This is a genomic window from Klenkia terrae (assembly GCF_900491935.1).
Lineage (GTDB): Bacteria > Actinomycetota > Actinomycetes > Mycobacteriales > Geodermatophilaceae > Klenkia > Klenkia terrae.
On the sequence record NZ_UEXK01000004.1, the window covers coordinates 1388447 to 1407195 of the forward strand.

The 18749-nt window shown below is 75.2% G+C and carries 17 protein-coding genes; 3 read left to right on the plus strand and 14 right to left on the minus strand.

All coding sequences use genetic code 11. The features are described 5' to 3' along the window. The 10 genes from nuoH to LFA75_RS07235 all read right to left on the minus strand — a co-directional run. A partial coding sequence (gene nuoH / locus LFA75_RS07190; RefSeq protein WP_225232967.1) for an NADH-quinone oxidoreductase subunit NuoH occupies positions 1 to 1567 on the minus strand: 1567 nt, incomplete at its 3' end. Further along, positions 1564 to 4026 (minus strand): NADH-quinone oxidoreductase subunit G, encoded by a 2463-nt coding sequence (locus tag LFA75_RS07195; protein WP_225232968.1) that lies wholly within the window; start codon positions 4024 to 4026, stop codon positions 1564 to 1566. The genes nuoH and LFA75_RS07195, both read right to left, overlap by 4 nt. Next, complete coding sequence (gene nuoF / locus LFA75_RS07200; RefSeq protein WP_225232969.1) at positions 4023 to 5351, minus strand: NADH-quinone oxidoreductase subunit NuoF; 1329 nt, start codon at positions 5349 to 5351, stop codon at positions 4023 to 4025. The genes LFA75_RS07195 and nuoF overlap by 4 nt, the downstream gene beginning before the upstream one ends. A gap of 2 nt (positions 5352 to 5353) precedes the next feature. Continuing rightward, positions 5354 to 6358: an NADH-quinone oxidoreductase subunit NuoE gene (gene nuoE / locus LFA75_RS07205; protein WP_225232970.1), complete on the minus strand. Its 1005-nt coding sequence runs from the start codon at positions 6356 to 6358 to the stop codon at positions 5354 to 5356. Beyond that, complete coding sequence (locus LFA75_RS07210) at positions 6355 to 7674, minus strand: NADH-quinone oxidoreductase subunit D (protein WP_225232971.1); 1320 nt, start codon at positions 7672 to 7674, stop codon at positions 6355 to 6357. Before LFA75_RS07210 ends, nuoE begins: the two co-directional genes overlap by 4 nt. Then, on the minus strand, positions 7671 to 8345 hold the full coding sequence (locus LFA75_RS07215; RefSeq protein ID WP_225232972.1) for an NADH-quinone oxidoreductase subunit C: 675 nt from the start codon (positions 8343 to 8345) through the stop codon (positions 7671 to 7673). The genes LFA75_RS07210 and LFA75_RS07215 overlap by 4 nt, the downstream gene beginning before the upstream one ends. Further along, positions 8342 to 9010 carry a NuoB/complex I 20 kDa subunit family protein gene (locus tag LFA75_RS07220; protein ID WP_455428457.1) on the minus strand — a complete coding sequence of 223 codons (669 nt, stop codon included), beginning with the start codon at positions 9008 to 9010 and terminating at the stop codon, positions 8342 to 8344. Before LFA75_RS07220 ends, LFA75_RS07215 begins: the two co-directional genes overlap by 4 nt. Before the next feature lies 1 nt (position 9011). Further along, the gene (locus LFA75_RS07225; RefSeq protein WP_091238968.1) at positions 9012 to 9374 is read right to left on the minus strand and encodes an NADH-quinone oxidoreductase subunit A; all 363 of its coding nucleotides are present in this window, start codon (positions 9372 to 9374) and stop codon (positions 9012 to 9014) included. A gap of 171 nt (positions 9375 to 9545) precedes the next feature. Beyond that, positions 9546 to 10790 carry a geranylgeranyl reductase family protein gene (locus LFA75_RS07230; protein WP_225232973.1) on the minus strand — a complete coding sequence of 415 codons (1245 nt, stop codon included), beginning with the start codon at positions 10788 to 10790 and terminating at the stop codon, positions 9546 to 9548. Positions 10791 to 10975: 185 nt separating this feature from the next. After that, positions 10976 to 11698 carry a demethylmenaquinone methyltransferase gene (locus LFA75_RS07235; RefSeq protein WP_225232974.1) on the minus strand — a complete coding sequence of 241 codons (723 nt, stop codon included), beginning with the start codon at positions 11696 to 11698 and terminating at the stop codon, positions 10976 to 10978. 40 nt (positions 11699 to 11738) lie between these two features. Here LFA75_RS07235 and LFA75_RS07240 point away from each other — a divergent pair, with 40 nt between their 5' ends. Then, positions 11739 to 13013, plus strand: coding sequence for an isochorismate synthase (locus LFA75_RS07240; RefSeq protein WP_225232975.1), 1275 nt, complete (start codon positions 11739 to 11741; stop codon positions 13011 to 13013). Positions 13014 to 13123: 110 nt separating this feature from the next. On the opposite strand, the gene menD is transcribed toward LFA75_RS07240, so the two are convergent. Both menD and LFA75_RS07250 read right to left on the minus strand, forming a co-directional pair. Then, complete coding sequence (menD, locus tag LFA75_RS07245) at positions 13124 to 14902, minus strand: 2-succinyl-5-enolpyruvyl-6-hydroxy-3-cyclohexene-1-carboxylic-acid synthase (RefSeq protein ID WP_225232976.1); 1779 nt, start codon at positions 14900 to 14902, stop codon at positions 13124 to 13126. Beyond that, positions 14899 to 15840: an o-succinylbenzoate synthase gene (locus LFA75_RS07250; protein ID WP_225232977.1), complete on the minus strand. Its 942-nt coding sequence runs from the start codon at positions 15838 to 15840 to the stop codon at positions 14899 to 14901. Before LFA75_RS07250 ends, menD begins: the two co-directional genes overlap by 4 nt. Before the next feature lie 40 nt (positions 15841 to 15880). On the opposite strand from LFA75_RS07250, the gene menE reads away from it, so the two are divergent. After that, a complete protein-coding gene (menE, locus tag LFA75_RS07255) occupies positions 15881 to 17035 on the plus strand; it encodes an o-succinylbenzoate--CoA ligase (protein WP_225232978.1) in 1155 nt (384 codons plus the stop codon). Beyond that, the gene (locus LFA75_RS07260; RefSeq protein ID WP_225232979.1) at positions 17035 to 17904 is read left to right on the plus strand and encodes a 1,4-dihydroxy-2-naphthoate polyprenyltransferase; all 870 of its coding nucleotides are present in this window, start codon (positions 17035 to 17037) and stop codon (positions 17902 to 17904) included. The genes menE and LFA75_RS07260 overlap by 1 nt, the downstream gene beginning before the upstream one ends. Here the strand turns inward: LFA75_RS07260 and LFA75_RS07265 are convergent. Continuing rightward, positions 17897 to 18223, minus strand: coding sequence for a DUF4229 domain-containing protein (locus LFA75_RS07265; protein WP_225232980.1), 327 nt, complete (start codon positions 18221 to 18223; stop codon positions 17897 to 17899). The two genes, LFA75_RS07260 and LFA75_RS07265, sit on opposite strands and share 8 nt — an antisense overlap. Next, the gene (locus LFA75_RS07270) at positions 18207 to 18746 is read right to left on the minus strand and encodes an Lrp/AsnC family transcriptional regulator (RefSeq protein WP_225232981.1); all 540 of its coding nucleotides are present in this window, start codon (positions 18744 to 18746) and stop codon (positions 18207 to 18209) included. Before LFA75_RS07270 ends, LFA75_RS07265 begins: the two co-directional genes overlap by 17 nt. Positions 18747 to 18749 lie beyond the last annotated feature (3 nt).

Here is an 18749-nt window from a genome sequence, read left to right on the forward strand (position 1 = left end):
GCTCCCGACCGCCGGGGTCGTGCGGGGCGGTTCCTTGCCCGCCCCCCCCACTCCCACCGAGCCCCCCGGATTCCCCGCCCTCACCGCCGCGCCCGGTCCCCCCACCCCCCCCGCCCCCGAGTTCCTGCCCGCGCTCCGCACGGGGGTTCCCGGCCCCCGCCCGCCCCAGCGCAGCGGTCCGGCCCGTGCCGAGGGCGGCTTCCCGATCCCGCCGATGGACCTGGTCGTCCCGCCCTCGCCCCGCCTGGGCGCCAAGGAGCCGGGCACCGCCGGTGCGGACCGCGGGCAGCACCTCGGGCTCGGTGGGGTTGGTGGACCCGGCCGCGGCGTTGAGCGCGGCGATCCGGGTGTCCTCGTTGGACTTGCGGGAGGCGATCAGCAACCCGCCCAGCACGACCGCGGCGATCGGCAGCCCCACGTAGAGGGCCACCTCGCCGCTGGACAGGTTCGCCTCGCGGGACACCGTGCGCATGGTGGCCACGGCCAGGATCCAGACCAGCGCGGTCGGGACCAGCACCTTCCAGCCGAAGCGCATGAACTGGTCGTAGCGCAGCCGGGGCAGCGTGCCGCGCAGCCAGATGAAGACGAACAGCGCGGCGATCACCTTGAGCAGGAACCACAGCAGCGGCCACCAGCCCGAGTTCGCGCCGTCCCAGATGGAGATCGGCCACGGGGCCCGCCAGCCGCCGAGGAACAGCGTCGCGGCCAGCGCCGAGACGGTCACCATGTTGACGTACTCGGCCAGGAAGAAGAGCGCGAACTTCAGCGACGAGTACTCGGTGTGGAATCCGCCGACCAGCTCGCTCTCGGCCTCGGGGAGGTCGAAGGGTGCCCGGTTGGTCTCCCCCACCACGGCGATCACGTAGATGACGAAGGAGACCGGCAGCAGGACGGCGTACCAGCTGGGACCGTCGAAGGTGAGCCCGAAGAAGTCCAGCCGGTTGGGCCCGGCCTGCGCGGCGACGATCTCCGAGGTGCTCATCGTGCCGGCGTAGAGGAACACCGCGACGATCGACAGCCCCATCGCGATCTCGTAGCTGACCATCTGTGCGGCGCTGCGCAGGCTGCCCAGCAGCGGGTAGGTGGAGCCGGACGCCCAGCCGCCGAGCACGATGCCGTAGACGCCCATCGCCGAGCAGGCCAGCACCACCAGCACGCCGATGGGGGCGTCGATGAGCTGCAGCGGGGTGCGCTCGCCGAAGATCGAGACCATCGGCCCCAGCGGGATGACCGAGAAGGCCAGGAACGCCGGGATGGTGGCGATGACCGGGGCCAGGAAGTAGACCGGCTTGTCCGCCAGCGCCGGCATGATGTCTTCCTTGAACGCGAGCTTCAGCCCGTCGGCCAGGCTCTGCAGGTAGCCCCGCGGGCCGACCCGGTTCGGCCCGGACCGCTGCTGCATCCGGGCGACGACCTTGCGCTCGAACACGATCGCGAACAGCGTCATGACGACCAGCAGGCCGAAGACGCCGACGATCTTGACCAGCACCAGCCACCAGACGTCGTTGCCGAAGTCGGCCAGGGTCGGCGAGTCGGTCGCGGCCAGCACGGTCACGGGGACGGTCATGCGGCACCTCCGGAGCTGATGGAGACGACGCCGCCGGGGCCGACGCCCAGGCCGGCCCGGACGTGGCTGCCCGGGGAGCGCATCGGCAGCCAGACCACCCGGTCGGGCATCTCGGTGATCCGGGCGGGCAGGGTGATCGCGCCGAGCGGTCCGGTCACGGTGACCGGCTCGCCGTCGGTGACCCCGAGCCGGACGGCGGTGTCCTTGCCCAGCCGGACGACCGGCGGGCGCGAGGTCCCGGCCAGCGCCGGCTCGTCGCGCTGCAGGGTGCCCTCGTCCAGCAGCTGCCGCCAGGAGGCCAGCACCGCCTGCTCGGCGCCCACCCGCGGGCTGCCGGCGGGGGCGACGTCCAGCCCGCGCACCTCGCGGGACCGGCCGGCCCCGCCGAGGGCGACCAGCTCGCGGCGGGCGTCGTCCACCCCGGCCAGGCCCAGGCGCACACCCATCGCGTCGGCCAGACCGGTGAGCACCCGGGAGTCGGTGAGCTGCCCGCTGCCGTGCAGGGTGGCGTCGAAGGCGCGCACCCGGCCCTCCCAGTCCAGGTAGCTGCCGGCCTTCTCCGGGGCGGCGGCCACCGGCAGGACGACGTCGGCGTGGTCGGTCACCGCGGACGGGAACAGCTCGAGGCTGACCACGAACCCGGCGGTGGCCAGCGCGGCCTCGGCGAGGGCGGGGTCGGGCAGGTCGGCCGGGTCGACCGCGCCGACCACCAGCCCGCCGAGGCGGCCGTCGCGTGCCGCGGTGAGGATGCCGGTGAGGTCGCGGCCTGCCTTGCGGGGCAGCTCGACGCCCCAGGCGGCCTCGACGTCGGCGCGGTCCTCGGCGTGCTCGACGGCCCGGCCGCCGGGCAGCAGGGAGGGCAGCGCGCCGACCTCCACCGCACCGCGCTCGCCGGCCCGCCGGGGCACCCAGGCGACCCGGGCACCGGAGGCGGCGGCCAGCGCGGACAGCGCCGACAGCGCGCCGGGCACCTCGGCCAGCCGCTCGCCGGCCAGCACGACCGCACCCTCGCGGCGCAGCGCGGTGGCGGCCTGCGCCCCGACCCCGCCGGCGGACTCGGCGGCCAGGGCGCGGAGCACCGCGGCCTCCAGGCCGGGCGGGGTGGCCAGCAGCGTCGCGTCGAGCTTCTCGTCGGCGCCGGTGGCGAACGGCGCCACGTCGAAGACCGCCAGCGCCCGCTCCCGGACGGCGCGGCGCAGCCGGAGGAAGACGATCGGCGACTCCTCCTCCGGCTCGAACCCGACCATGAGGACGGCGGGGGCGGCGACCAGCTCGTCGTAGGTGACCGCACCGGCGCCCGGCGCGGTGCCGGCGACGTGCGCGGCCAGGAACGCCAGCTCCTCCGCGGAGTGCGCGCGGGCCCGGGCGTCGACGTCGTGGGTGCCGAGGGCGACCCGGGCGAACTTGGCGTAGGCGTAGGCGTCCTCGACGGTCAGCCGGCCGCCGGGCAGCACGCCCACCCCGCCGTCCGCACGCGCGGCGGCGAGCCCGGCGGCGGCCGCGGCCCAGGCCTCGGGCCACGACGCCGGCTGCAGCTCGCCGTCCCGGCGGACCAGCGGGGTGGTCAGCCGGGCGTTCGCCGCGGCGTAGCGGAAGGCGAACCGACCCTTGTCGCAGTTCCACTCCGTGTTGACCGCCGGGTCGTCGCCGGCCAGGCGGCGCAGCACGGTGCCGCGCCGGTAGTCGGTGCGCTGGGCGCAGCCCGAGGCGCAGTGCTCGCAGACGCTGGCCTCGCTGCGCAGGTCGAAGGGCCGGGAGCGGAACCGGTAGGCCGAGCTGGTGAGCGCCCCGACCGGGCAGATCTGCACGGTGTTGCCGGAGAAGTAGGACTCGAAGGGCTCGTCCTCGTAGATGGCGACCTGCTGCAGCGCGCCGCGGTCGAACAGCTCGATGAACGGGTCGCCGGCCACCTGCTGGGAGAACCGGGTGCACCGGGCGCAGAGCACGCAGCGCTCGCGGTCCAGCAGCACCTGGGAGCTGATCGGCAGCGGCTTGGGGTAGGTCCGCTTGACGCCCTCGAACCTGCTCTCGGTGTGCCCGTTGCTCATCGCCTGGTTCTGCAGCGGGCACTCCCCGCCCTTGTCGCAGACCGGGCAGTCCAGCGGGTGGTTGACCAGCAGCAGCTCCAGCGTGCCGGCCTGCGCGGACTCGGCCACCTCGCTGGTCAGCTGGGTCTTCACCACCATGTCCGGGGTGACCGGCACGGTGCAGGAGGCCACCGGCTTGCGCTGGCCCTCCACCTCCACCAGGCACTGCCGGCAGGCACCGACCGGCTCCAGCAGCGGGTGGTCGCAGAACCGCGGGATCTGCACGCCGATCTGCTCGGCCGCCCGGATGATCAGCGTGCCCTTGGGCACCGCGACCTCGAAGCCGTCGATGGTGCAGCGGACGTGGTCCTCGGGGGTGTGCGGGCCGGGCACCGCGGGCACCTGCGCGCGGGCGGGTTCGGGCGTGGTCATGCCATGGCTCCCACGGGCTCGAGCTTCAGGGTGCGACCCAGCCGGCCCTGCTCGTCGGCGGGGAGGAGCGCGACGTAGTCGTCGCGGAAGTACTTCAGGCTCGACGCGATGCAGCTGGTGGCGCCGTCGCCCAGGGCGCAGAACGACCGGCCCAGGATGTTGTCGCAGGTGTCGGTGAGCAGGTCCAGGTCGCGGGCGGTGCCGTGCCCGGCGACCAGCCGCTCCAGGATCTGGACCAACCAGTAGGTGCCCTCCCGGCACGGGGTGCACTTGCCGCAGCTCTCGTGCGCGTAGAACTCGGTGAACCGGAGGGTGGCCTCGACGATCGAGTCGGTCTCGTCGAAGACCATCAGCGCCGTCGTGCCCAGCATCGAGCCGGCGGCGGCCACCGAGTCGAAGTCCAGCGGGACGTCGAGGTGCTCGGGGGTGAAGTACGGGGTGCTCGACCCGCCCGGCGTCCAGAACTTGAGCTCGTGGCCCGGGCGCACGCCGCCGGCCATCGCCAGCAGCTCGCGCATCGTCGTCCCCATCGGGGCCTCGTACTGGCCCGGGTGCACGACCCGGCCCGACAGCGAGTAGATCTTCGGCCCCGGCGACTTCTCCGGGCCGAACTCCTTGAACCAGGCCGACCCGCCGCGCACCACGAACGGGACGCTGGCCAGGGTCTCCACGTTGTTCACCACGGTCGGGGCGCCGTAGAGGCCGGCGACGGCGGGGAACGGCGGCTTGAGCCGGGGCTGGCCGCGGCGGCCCTCGAGGGAGTCCAGCAGCGCCGTCTCCTCGCCGCAGATGTAGGCACCGGCACCGGCGTGCACGACGACGTCGAGGTCGAAACCCGAGCCGTGCACGTCGCGGCCCAGGTGGCCGGCGGCGTAGGCCTCCGCGACCGCGGCCTGCAGCCGGCGGTGGGCGTGCACGGCCTCGCCGCGGACGTAGATGACCGCGTAGTGGCAGCGGATCGCGTAGGAGGCGATGGCCACGCCCTCCACGAGCCCGTGCGGGTCGGCCATCATCAGCGGCAGGTCCTTACAGGTGCCCGGCTCGCCCTCGTCGGCGTTGACCACCAGGTACTTGGGCTTGGCCGCCGGACCGGTCGGGGTCTCCCCCGGCTTGGGCTGCGGGATGAAGCTCCACTTCATGCCGGTCGGGACCCCGGCACCGCCGCGACCGCGCAGGCCGGAGTCCTTGACCAGGGTGACCAGCTCGTCGGGGGTCATGCCCAGCGCGGTGCGCCAGGCCGAGTAGCCCTCGGTGCGCTCGTAGGTCTCGATCGTCCAGCTGCGCTCCTCGGCGTAGCGGACGGTGAGCACGGGGGTCAGCGGCATGGTCAGACCTCTCGCTGGACCGACGTGCCCGAGCCCGACTGGGCCTGGCCGTCGGCGTCGGGGGCGGGTGCGTCGCGGTCGGCGGCCGCGCGGCCGGCCGGCTCGGGGCGGTCGGGGTGGTTCTGCTCCGCGCCGGACCGCTCGGCCGGGTTGCCGGCGGCGGCGACCTCGGCGTCGGCGGCCTGGGCCCCCGGCGTCCCGCCGTCGCCGGTGGGCGTCCGGTCCGGGGTGCCGGCCTCGGCGGGCGCAGCGGTCTCGGCGGCCGGCATGGCGGGTGCGGCCTCGCCGCGCTCGGCGGCCAGCCGGACGCCGCGCAGCGTGGGGACGCCGGCCGAGGGCCCGTCGACGGCTGCCTGGGCGGCCGCGGCGTCGGCGTGCTGGGAGAACCCGGCCAGCTGGCGGGAGACGCCGCGGAAGTCGGTCAGCGGCGCGCCGCGGGTGGGGTCGGGCTTCTCGCCGCGGCGCAGGGCGGCGACCAGCTCGAGGGCTGCGGCGACGTCCTGCTGGTCGTAGAACTCGTAGTCGACGGTGACGACCGGTGCGTAGTCGCAGGCGGCCAGGCACTCGGCGTGCTCGAGGGTGATCGTGCCGTCGGCGGTGGTCTCGTCGTGGTGCACACCCAGCTCGGCGGCGACCTCGTCGTAGATCTTCTGCCCGCCGAGCACCGCGCACAGCGTGTTGGTGCAGACGCTGACCAGGTGCCGGCCGGTCGGGCGGCGCTTGAACATCGTGTAGAACGTCGCGACCGCGCCGACCTCGGCCTTGGTCAGCCCCAGCTCCTGGGCGCACAGCGCGACGCCCTCGGGCGAGACGTAGCCCTGCACCGACTGGACCAGGTGCAGCATCGGCAGCAGGGCCGACCGCGGCACCGGGTAGCGGGCCATGATCTCCCGGCACTCGGCGCGGGTGGTCTCGGTCAGCGGCGGCAGGTCGCCGTGCACCTCGACGGCGCTGGAGTCCAGCCCGGTGACGGCGGTGCCCTCCGAGGAACCCGGCAGCGCGCTCATCGGTCCACCCCTCCCATGACCGGGTCGATGGAGGCGATGGCCGCGATGACGTCGGCGATCATGCCGCCCTCGCTCATCGCCGCGGTCGCCTGCAGGTTGACGAAGCTGGGGTCGCGCACGTGCACCCGGAAGGGCCGGGTGCCACCGTCGCTGACCACGTGGAAGCCGAGCTCGCCGCGGGGGGACTCGATGGCCTGGTAGACCTGCCCGGCCGGCACCCGGAACCCCTCGGTGACCAGCTTGAAGTGGTGGATCAGGGCCTCCATCGACTGGCCCATGATGTGCTTGACGTGGTCCAGGGAGTTGCCCATGCCGTCGGCGCCGAGCGAGAGCTTCGCGGGCCAGGCGATCTTCTTGTCCTCGACCATGACCGGGCCCGGGCGCAGCCGGTCCAGCGCCTGCTCGATGATCTTCAGCGACTCGGTGACCTCGGCCATCCGGACCAGGTAGCGGCCCCAGGCGTCGGCGGTGTCGGCGGTGGGCACCTCGAAGTCGTAGGTCTCGTAGCCGCAGTACGGCTCGACCTTGCGCAGGTCCCACGGGAGGCCGGCGCTGCGCAGGATCGGCCCGGTGACGCCCAGGGCGATGCAGCCGGTGACGTCGAGGTAGCCGACGTCGCGCAGCCGGCGCTGCCAGATCGGCTGGCCGGTGAGCAGCCGGTGGAAGCCCGCGGCCCGCTCCGGCATGATCGTCAGGAACTCGCGGATCTTGGCCTCGATGCCCTCGGGCAGGTCCTGGGCCAGCCCGCCGGGGCGCACGTAGGCGTGGTTCATCCGCAGCCCGGTGATCTCCTCCAGCAGGTCCAGCACGAGCTCCCGCTCGCGGAACCCGTTGGTCATGCCGGTGAGCGCGCCCATCTCCATGCCGAAGGTGGCCAGGCCGACCAGGTGGCTGGCGATCCGGTTGAGCTCCATCACCAGCACCCGGATGGTGGTGGCCCGCTCGGGCACCTCGATGCCCAGCAGCTTCTCCACCGCCAGGCAGTAGGCGGTCTCGTTGAACAGCGGCGCCAGGTAGTCCATCCGGGTCACGAAGGTCGTGCCCTGGGTCCAGGTCCGGTACTCGGTGTTCTTCTCGATGCCGGTGTGCAGGTAGCCGATGACCACGCGGGCCTTGGTGACCGTCTCGCCCTCGAGGTCGAGCACCAGCCGGAGCACCCCGTGGGTGGAGGGGTGCTGCGGGCCCATGTTGACGACCAGCCGCTCCTCGGCGAGCGGATCGGACCCGAAGGTCAGGTCCCAGTCGCCACCGGTGACGGTGTAGACGCGGCCCTCGGTGGTCTCGCGGGAACCGGCGTAGGGATCGGTGGTGGTCACCGGTAGGACCGCCTCTCGTCCGGGGGCGGGATCGTCGCGTCGTGGTACTCCACGGGGACGCCGCCGAGCGGGTAGTCCTTGCGCTGCGGGTGCCCGTCCCAGTCGTCGGGCATGAGGATCCGGGTGAGCGCGGGGTGGCCGTCGAAGACGACGCCGAACATGTCCCAGACCTCCCGCTCGTGCCAGTCCGCGGTCGGGTAGACCCGGGTCGAGCTCGGCACGTGCGGGTCCTCGGCGGTGACCGCGGTCTCGAGCCGGATCCGGCGGCGGTAGGTCATCGAGGTCAGGTGGTGGACGACGTGCAGCCGCTCCCCCGTCGGACCGCCCGCGTCCAGGTAGTCCACGCCGCTGACGCTGCTGCACAGCTCGAAGCGCAGGGCGTCGTCGTCGCGCAGCGCCTGCAGCAGGACCAGCAGGTGCTCGCGGTGCACGAACCAGGTGATCTCGCCGCGGTCGACCAGCACCCGGCGGACGGCGGCGTCGTAGGTCGCCTGGCCGACCGCGTCGGCCAGGGCGTCGGCGACCTCGTCGAACCAGCCGCCGTAGGGCCGGTCGGTGGAGTGCAGCGCGACGGCTCCGCCGGGCTCGACCCGGACCAGGCCGCCGAACCCGGAGGTGTCACCGCTGCCGGTGACGCCGAACGCGCCGGTGCGGAACGGGCTCTCGCTCACCCGCGCTCCCCCGGCAGCAGGACGGCGTTGCCCCCGCGCTGCTCGATGGCGAACTGGCCGGTGCGGCCGCGGGCGGCGGCGTCCTCGTAGGCCTTCCGGGCGGCCTTGTCGGCCCGCACGGTGGAGGGCATCTCGATGTGCAGGTCCTTCGCCGTCCCGTCCGCGCGGGCGGCGGCGAGCGCGGCGGCCCGCTTCTCGCCCAGCGGCTCGTGCTGGATCTTGTGGTGCAGCTTGAGGATCGCGTCCATCAGCATCTCCGGGCGCGGCGGGCAGCCCGGCAGGTACATGTCGACCGGGACGATGTGGTCGACGCCCTGGACGATCGCGTAGTTGTTGAACATGCCGCCGGAGCTGGAGCACACGCCCATCGCCAGCACCCAGCGCGGCTCGGGCATCTGGTCGTAGATCTGGCGCAGGACCGGGGCCATCTTCTGGCTCACCCGGCCGGCCACGATCATCAGGTCGGCCTGCCGCGGCGAGGCGCGGAAGACCTCCATGCCGAAGCGGGCCAGGTCGTAGCGGCCCGCGCCCGAGGCCATCATCTCGATGGCGCAGCAGGCCAGCCCGAAGGTGGCCGGCCACAGCGAGGACTTGCGGGTCCAGTTGACCAGCTTCTCGACGCTGGTGAGCAGCACGCCGCTCGGCAGCTTCTCCTCGAGGCCCATGTCAGTCCCATTCCAATCCGCCGCGGCGCCAGACGTAGGCGTAGGCGATGAAGACGGTGGCGATGAAGACGACCATCTCGACCAGGCCGAAGACCCCGAGCTGGTCGTTGGCGACCGCCCAGGGGTAGAGGAAGACGATCTCGATGTCGAAGACGATGAACAACATCGCGGTCAGGTAGTACTTGATCGGGAAGCGGCCGCCGGTCAGCGGCTGGTCGACCGGCTCGATCCCGCACTCGTAGGCCTCGAGCTTGGCCGAGTTGTAGCGCCGCGGGCCGATGAACGGCGCCGCGGTCACCGAGAACAGGGCGAAACCCGCGGCCAGCACGAACAGACCGACCAGCGGCGCGTAGGTCGCCAGCATCAAACCCTCCCCCGACCGATCTGCTTGTGAATTAGTTCACAAGTGGACACGGCTCGACCCTATGCCCGAGGTCACACCTCGCGGAAGGGACCCCCTCCCGGCGCGTCGTGACCAAGGGCACCCTCACCGGTGCAGCCGCAGGTCAGCGGGCCGGGCGGGCCGGCCGCGGGGTCAGCGGGAGGGCGTCAGGCGGTGCAGGACGTCGAGGACGCGGTCGACGCCGTCGCCGTCCCGGCCGTCGGAGAGGTTGCCCATCAGCCGCAGCGCGATCGACACCGCGGCCGGCCGCTTGAGGCCGTGCGCGGTGGCGAAGCGGACCAGCTCGGGCCGGGCCAGGCCCTTGAGGAACAGCCCGCCGAGGCGGTGGTGCGCGCCGAACTCCCGGCGCAGGGTCTCCGGGTAGCGGCGCAGCACCGCCTCCCGGGCCGGGCCCTCGGGTGCGGCCAGCGCAGCGAGGACGGCGGCGGCGCCGGTGCGGCCGGTCTCCATGGCGTAGCTGATGCCCTCGCCGTTGAACGGGTTCACCGTGCCGGCGGAGTCCCCGACCAGCAGCAGCCCGCGGGTGTAGGCCGGCCGCCGGGACAGCGAGGTGGGCAACCCGGCCCCGCGCAGCGGGGTGCCCAGCGCCTCCGGGTCGATCCCCCACGACGCCGGCAGCGACCGCAGCCAGCGCCGGTAGACGGTCCGGGTGTCGTCGTCCCCCGCGTACCGGGTGTCCAGCAGGCCGAAGCCGACGTTCGCCGTCCCGTCGCCCATGCCGAAGAACCAGCCGTAGCCGGGCATCGACTCCACGTCCGGGCCGTGGTCGGTGAGGTCGAAGGAGATGTCCAGGTACGGGTCGTGCGAGCGGGTGGTCGGCAGGTACTGCCGGACGGCGACGCCCAGCGGTACGTCGGTGCGGCGGTTGAGCCCGACCGTCTTGGCCAGCCGGCCGCTGAGCCCTTCGGCGGAGATGACCAGCGTGGACCGGAACTGCTCACCGTCGGCCGCTCGGACCCCGCAGACCCGGCCGGCGTCGTCCAGCAGCGGCTCGGCGACCGTCACCCCGAACCGGACCTCGGCACCGGCGGCGACCGCGTGCCGGGCCAGCTGGGCGTCCAGGTCGGCGCGGGTGCGGATCAGCCCGCCGGCCGGCCACCGGGCCAGCTTCGGCCAGTCCACCTCGACCACCTGGCCGCCGCCGTGCACGCGCAGCCCGCGGTGCCGGACCCAGCCGTCGTCGGCGACGTCGACGCCCATGGCCGCCAGCGCGGCGACCCCGCGCGGGGTCAGTCCGTCGCCGCAGACCTTCTCCCGCGGGAAGTGCGACTTCTCCAGCACCAGCACGTCCAGCCCGGCCCTGGCCAGCCAGTAGGCCGCGCTGGACCCGGCCGGTCCGGCGCCCACGACCACGACGTCCCGACGCTGCTCTGCCACGCCGGGAGTCTAGGTCGGCCGGCTCAGGCCGGGCCGGGCGCGATCGGGTCGGTCGGGCTGGGCACCGACGTACCGCTGGGCGTCGCCGTCCGGCAGTACCTGCCGACCACCCGCTCGCACGACCNACGGGGCCGGGATCGGGGGTGGGCGGGAAGGTCATGCCCGACCAGTGCCCGTGACCGGGCTCACCCAACCGTCGCCGGCTTGCGGCCCCGGTGCAGCGCCACGATGCCGCCGGTCAGGTTCCGCCAGGCCACGTCGGACCAGCCCGCCGCCTGCAGCTTGGCCGCCATCGGGCCCTGCGCCGGCCAGGCCCGGATCGACTCGGCCAGGTAGACGTAGGCGTCGGGGTTGCTGCTGACGCCGCGGGCGATCGACGGCAGCGCGCGCATCAGGTACTCCAGGTAGACCGTGCGCCACGGCGTCCAGGTGGGGGTGGAGAACTCGCAGACCACCAGCGTGCCGCCCGGGCGGACCACCCGGAGGAACTCCCGGAGCGCGGCGTCGGTGTCGGCCACGTTGCGCAGGCCGAAGGAGATGACCACACCGTCGACGCTCTCGTCGGCCAGCGGCAGCGCCATCGCGTCGCCGGCCAGCATCGGCACCGAGCGGTGCCGGCCGGCCCGCAGCATGCCCTGGGAGAAGTCGCAGGCGATCGCCCGCACCCCGCCCGAGGCCAGCTCCACGGTGGAGACCCCGGTGCCGGCGGCGACGTCCAGCACGGTCTGCCCGGAGCGCGCACCCAGCGCCGCCCGGGTGGCCCGGCGCCACCCGGCGTCCAGCCCGCCGGACAGCACGGTGTTTGTCACGTCGTACTTGCCGGCCACCTGGTCGAACATCGCGGCGACCTCGGCGGGCCGCTTGTCCAACGTCGCCCGGTAGCCGTGTGGCGGATCTCCTGCGGTCACACCCGACGACGATACGGCGGACGCTCCTACTGTGGACGGCGTGAGCACGCTGGCCGGGACGACGACGCGCGAGGTGGTGACCACCCCGCTCGGGCAGCGGCGCAGCGACCTGCTCACCAAGCTGCCCGCCGAGGGTGCGCTGGCCTGGGTGCGCGGCGGCGAGGGCCTGGTCGGCTGGGGCGAGGCCGCCCGCCTGGAGGTGTCCGGCCCCGACTCCCTCGCGCAGGCCGAGCGCTGGTTCGCCCGGTGGTGCGCGGAGGCCCACGTGGTGGACCCGGTGCAGCTGCCCGGCTCCGGTCCGGTGCTCTTCGGCTCGGCGGCCTTCGACCCCGAGCGCGGCACCTCGGTCTTCGTCGTCCCCGCGGTGGTGCTCGGCCGGCGCGACGGGCAGACCTGGGTGACCACCACCGGTGCACCGGACGGCCCCGACGGCGCCGACCACGAGGTGACCGAGTTCCCCGCCCAGGCCGCCGACACCTCGATCGGCCGGCTCAGCTACGCCGACGGCGCGGTCGACGCGGTGACCTGGTGCGGCGTGGTGGCCGCGGCCGTCGAGCGGATCGCCGCCGGCGAGCTGGGCAAGGTGGTGCTGGCCCGCGACGTCCTGGTGACCGCCGACCACCCGCTGGACCCCCGCCGGCTGCTGCTCCGGCTGGCCGCCCGGTTCCCCTCCTGCTGGACCTTCGCCGTGGACGGCCTGCTCGGCGCCACCCCCGAGCTGCTGCTCAGCCGCACCGGTGGCGTCGTGGAGTCCCGGGTGCTCGCCGGCACCGGGTCACGGGCCGCCGACCCCGCCGCGGACGCCGTCCTGGCCGAGGCCTTCGCCGGCAGCGCCAAGGACCACGCCGAGCACCGCTACGCGATCGACTCCCTCGCCGACGCGCTGCGCCCGTTCTGCACCGACCTCGAGGTGCCCGACGAGCCCTCGGTGCTCACCCTGCCCAACGTGCGGCACCTGGCCAGCGACGTCCGCGGCCACCTGCGCGCCGACGGGCCGGGGCTGCTCGCGCTGGTCGACGCCGTGCACCCCACCGCGGCCGTCGGGGGCGCCCCCACCGGCGCGGCGCTGGCCCTGATCCGGGAGATCGAGGGCATGGACCGCGGCCGGTACGCCGGGCCCGTGGGCTGGGTGGACGGCCGCGGGGACGGCGAGTTCGGGCTGGCCCTGCGCTGCGCCGAGCTCACCGGCGGCGCGGGCGGCGCGGAGGCCCGGCTGTTCGCCGGCTGCGGCATCGTCGGCGACTCCGACCCGATGGCCGAGCTGGCCGAGACCCAGGCCAAGCTCGCCGCCGTCCAGGCCGCCCTGCAGGACTAGCTCTGCCCGGCGTGGATCAGCTGGGTTCACGACCGTGCGTCCTGGTTCACCGGCGCCGGTGAACCAGGACGGAGCCTGCTGAACCCAGCTGATCCGCGCCCGGGAGGGGCTCAGGCGAGGGCGGCGTGGGCGGCGTCGCGGAGCTGGGTGGCCAGGTCGGCCTCGGCCTGCTGGTCGCCCCGGACGACGACCACCCGCGGCCCGCCCAGGGCCAGCGCACCGGCCAGCTGCGCCGGGTCGTGCACAGCGGTCGCAGCCCAGCCCATGGCCCGGGCCAGCGTCACCAGGTCGCGGCCGTGCGGGGTGCCGAAGACCCGGCGGTAGCCTGCGGCGTGCTCGGCGCGGCCCGGTTCGAGCTGGGCGAAGATGCCGCCGCCGTCGTTGTCGGGCACCACCACGGTCAGGTCGGGCACCGGCTCGCCGTCGCCGACCAGCAGGCCCTGCAGGTCGTGCAGGAACGTCAGGTCGCCCATCAGCGCGAAGGCCGGCCCGCCGCCGGCCCCCTGGTGGGCCAAGGCCGCGCCGATCGCCGTGGACAGCGTGCCGTCGATGCCGGCGACGCCCCGGTTGGCCAGCACGGTCAGCCCGGACCGCGGCACCGCGTACCGGTCCACGTCGCGGACCGGGTTCGACGACCCCAGCACGAGCAGCGCCCCGGCCGGCAGCGCGGCCACCAGGTCGCGGGCCAGCCGGGCGGCGGTCAGCCGGGGGCCGGCGTCGATCAGCTCGTCGACGACGGTGCCCACCCGCTCGGCGGCCGCCGTCCACTCCTGCGCCCAGCCGTCGGGGGCCACGTGCCCGGAGACGTCCAGCTCGCCCAGCACCGCGCCGGGGTCGGGCAGCACGCCGCCCACCCGCCGGGTGCCGCGGCCGGCGTCGGGCCAGCCGGGGTGCGGGGACACGGTGTCGACGACGACGTCGGGGTGGGCCAGCAGCGCCGAGACCGGGCGGCTGAGCGTGGGCCGGCCGACGACGACCACCCGGTCGGGCCGGTGCGCCGCGGCCCAGGACGCCGCGCCGAGCAGCAGCACCGCGCCGCGCACCGAGCCGGTGCCGCCCCAGGTGCCGCTGCTGGGCTCGCCCAGCACGGGCCAGCCGCGCTGCGCGGCGACCACCGAGGTGCTGCGGCCCAGGGAGACGGGGGCGTCGCCGGCGACCACCAGGGTGCGCCGGGCCCGGCCGGGCGCGCGGGTGGTCGGTGCGGGGGCGCTGACCACCATCGCGCGCGGGCCGCTGCCCGGGGCGGCGTCGGTCCACGGGGCGTCGTCGGCGCGGCCGGCCCAGACCCCCGACGGCAGGGCCGGGCGGGGGTCGTGCCCCTCGGGCAGCAGCGGCTCGCGCAGCGCCAGGTTCAGGTGCACCGGCCCTGGGTCGCCGGACAGCGCGCCGATGGCCACCAGGACCGCCCGGGCGGCGACCGAGCGCCAGTACCGGTTCTGCGGGGCCTCCCGGCCCTCCTCGGGGACGCCGAGGTCGGCCGCCCACCGGACGGCGCCGCCGTAGAGGCCCACCTGGTCGATCGTCTGGTTCGCCCCGGTGCCGCGCAGCTCCGGCGGCCGGTCGGCGGTGAGCAGGAGCAGCGGGATGCCGGACTGGTCGGCCTCGAGCACCGCGGCGTGCAGGTGGGCGGTCGCCGTCCCCGACGTGGTCAGCACCGGCACCGGCCGGCCGGACGCCTTGGCCAGCCCGAGGGCGAGGAAGGCGCCGGTGCGCTCGTCGATGCGCACGTGCAGCCGCAGCCGGCCGGCCAGCTCGGCCTGGTGCAGGGCCAGCGCGACCGGCGCCGACCGGGAGCCCGGGCAGACGACGGCGTCGGTGACGCCGTCGCGGACCAGCTCGTCGACGAGCACCCGGGCGACCGCGGTGGCCGGGTTGAGCGGGGCGGTCACGGGGCGGCCCCCCGGTCCAGCCGCGCCCGCCACCGGCGGTCGGTGTCCGGGTCGGCGGCGACGTCGTCGAGCCGGTCGGGTTCGACGGCCCGCACCGCAAGAGCGCCGTCCACCGGGACGAGCCGGTCGGAGGCCACGTCGCCGGTCAGCAGGGCGAGGGTGCCCAGCCCGCAGGCGAAGGGCAGCTCGGGCAGCGCCGCGGCCAGCGCCAGGCCGGCGGCCAGCCCGACCGAGGACTCCAGCGCCGAGGACACCACGCACGGCAGACCGTGCGCCGCGGCGACCTCGAGCGCGGCCCGCACGCCGCCGAGGGGCTGCACCTTGAGGACGACGACGTCGCACGCCTCCCGCAGGTCCACCCCCAGCGGGTCAGCGGACCGCCGGACCACCTCGTCGGCGGCCACCCGGACGTCGATCCGCCGGCGCAGCGCCACCAGCTCCTCGACGGTCGCCACGGGCTGCTCCACGTACTGCAGGTCGAAGCGGTCCAGGGCTCGGATCCGCTCGACCGCGGTGTCCAGGTCCCACGCGGCGTTGGCGTCCACCCGCAGGCCGCCGGCCGGCCCGAGCGCGTCGCGGACGGCCTCCACCCGCGCCTCGTCGTCGGCGGCGGTCTGGCCGGGCTCGGCGACCTTGACCTTGGCCGTCGCGCAGCCCGAGGCGGTGACCACCGCGTGCGCCTGCTCGGGGCCGACCGCGGGCACGATGCAGTTGACCGGCACCGAGGACCGCACCGGGTCCGGCCAGCCGAGCGTGGCGGACTCCACGGCGCTGGCCCACCAGCGGCGGCTCTCGGCGTCGTCGTAGTCCCAGAACGGGGAGAACTCCCCCCAGCCGGCCGGGCCGCGGACCAGCACGCCGTCCCGGACGTCGATCCGGCGGAACCGGGTGCGCAGCGGGGTGCTGAAGACCCGCACGTCGGTCAGGCCCTCGATCACCGGTCCAGCGTAGGCGGGGACCGCCGTACCCTCGCTGCTCGTGGCCCGGCACCTCTCCCTCGTGCACGCGCCGGCCCTGGGCCCCGCGGTGCTCGACGACGTCTGGCCGGCCGTGCAGGCCGCCCTGGACGGCGATGCCCCGCTGGCCGTGCTCCCCGCCGGCGAGGGCCCGCAGGCCGCCGCCCGGGCCGTGCTGGCCGCCGACGAACCGCTCGAGGACGGCGCCGACCTCGTCGTGGTCACCTCCGGCTCCACCGGCACCCCGCGGGGCGTGCTGCTGTCCGCCGGCGCCGTGCGGGCCAGCGCCACCGCGACGCTGGACCGGCTCGGGGGCCCCGGCAGCTGGCTGCTCGCCCTCCCGGTGAGCGCCGTCGCCGGCCTGCAGGTGCTGGCCCGGTCGGCCCTGGCCGACACCACCCCCACGGTGCTCGGCCCCGGCGACCGGCTCACCGACGCGGTGGCCGCCATGCCGGCCGGCCGCCGGTACACCGCACTGGTGCCCATCCAGCTGCGCCGGGCGCTGACCGCCGAGCCCGACGCACTGCGCGCCCTCGACGCGGTGCTCGTCGGCGGTGCCGCCACCGACCCCGACCTGCTCACCGCCGCCCGGGACGCCGGGGTCGCCGTGATCACCACCTACGGCATGAGCGAGACCGCCGGCGGCTGCGTGTACGACGGCGTCCCGCTGGACGGGGTGGCCGTGCGGGTCACCGGGCACGGCGTGGAGCTGGCCGGGCCGCAGCTGGCGCTGGGCTACCGGCTGGACCCGGTGGCCACCGCGGCCGCGTTCAGCAACGACACCGACACCGACGGCCGGCGCTGGTTCCGCACCCAGGACGTCGGCACCCTCGACGGCGTCCGGCTGACCGTGCACGGCCGGCTGGACGACGTCGTGGTCACCGGCGGGGTCAACGTCTCCCCGCAGGCCGTCGAGGCCGCGCTGCGCGCGCACCCCGCCGTCGCCGACGCCGTGGTGGCCGGCCGGCCGGATCCCGAGTGGGGGGCCCGGGTGGTCGCCGCCGTCGTGCCGGCACCCGGCGCCGTCCCCGAGCTGGTGACGCTGCGCTCCTGGGTGGCCGAGCGGCTCGGGGCGCCCGCGGCGCCCAAGGAGCTGCACCTCGTCGCCGCCGTCCCCCTGCTGCACACCGGCAAGCCCGACCGCCGCGCGGTCACCCGCCTGATCGAAGGAGCCTGATGGCCACCCCCGCCCAGTGGCTGGCCGGCGCCCGCCCCAAGACGCTGCCGGCCGCCGTCGCGCCCGTGCTCGTCGGCACCGGCGTCGCGCAGGCCCTCGACGGGTTCCGGCTGGTGCCCGCCCTGCTCGCGCTGGTGGTCGCACTGGCCCTGCAGGTCGGGGTGAACTACGCCAACGACCACTCCGACGGCAAGCGGGGCACCGACGCCGACCGGGTCGGCCCGATGCGGCTGGTCGGCTCCGGGGCCGCCTCGGCGCAGGCTGTGCTCGTCGCCGCGCTGCTGGCCTTCGCCGTCGCCGGGGTCGCCGGGCTGGCACTGGCCGCGTACTCCAGCTGGTGGCTGGTCGCGGTCGGCGCGGTCAGCATCGCGGCGGCGTGGACCTACACCGGCGGCCCGATCCCCTACGGCTACCGCGCGCTGGGCGAGGTGTTCGTCTTCGTGTTCTTCGGCCTGGTCGCCGTGGTCGGCACGACCTTCGGCCAGACCCGCACGGTCGAGGGCCTGGCCTTCGCCGCGGCGGTCCCCGTCGGGCTGCTGATCACCGCGATCCTGGTGGTGAACAACCTGCGCGACGTGCACGGCGACGCCGCGGTCGGCAAGCGCACGCTGGCCGTCCTGCTGGGCGAGCGGGCCACCCGGTGGTTCTTCACCGGCCTGCTGGTCGCCGCCTTCGTGGTGGTCGCGCTGATCGGCCTGGCCCGCCCCTGGGCGCTGCTCGGCCTGCTGGCCGCACCGCTGGCCGTCCCCCCGGCCCGGACCGTGCTCGCCGGCGGCACCGGACCGGCGCTCATCGCGGCGCTGTCGGGCACCGGCCGGGTCACGCTGGTGACCGGTGTGGTGCTCGGCCTGGGCCTCGCGCTCAGCTGACCGTGTCGTCGGTCCCGGCCAGCCGGGACCGCAGGTCCTCCTTGGCCGCCTTGCGGGTGACCGAGCGGGCCAGCATCGCCTCGGTCAGCCGCTCGCGCAGCGGCTTGAGCAGCACGAACGACAGCGGCATCGACAGCAGCAGGCCGAACAGCAGGCCGGGGAAGCTACCCAGCCCGAGCAGCCAGAGGATGCCCACCAGCGCTGCGGCCAGCACCAGCCGGCCCAGCGTGTAGAGCGCCAGCAACGGCCACACCGACGGCGCCTGCGCCGGCCCGCCCGTCGGGCTCACCGGACGGTTCGGCTCACTCTTCGCGGCCATGACGGCCCTCCCACTTGGTCGACAGCACGACGGTCGTCCGGGTGCGCGAGACGCCCCGGATCCTGTTCAACGCATTGATGGTGTCCTCGAGTGCCGGGATGTCGGTCACCCGCACTTTGAGGACGTAGCCCTCGGTCCCCGCCGTCCGCCAGCAGTCCTGCACGGCGGGCAGCTCGGAGACCGCCTGCAGCATGCCCACGTCGTCGATCTCGTCGCTGTCGATGATCCCGACCAGCGCGGTGACGCCCAGCCCGACGGCCGCCGCGTTGACCACCGCGGTGTAACCGGTGATCACCCCGGCGGACTCCAGCTTGCCCACCCGCTCGTGCACCGCGGGGGCGGACAGACCGACCTGCCGGGCCAGCTCGGCGTAGCTCGCGCGCCCGTTGGCCTGCAGCAGCGCGAGCAGCTGCTCGTCGACGGCGTCGATGTCGTCCTCCGGGGTCGGTGGGGGTGGGCTGGGCGGCTGACCGCCCCGAGTATCGCCGGGGCGCCTACCCTGGGGTTCCGGTGGGTCGTGCACGGC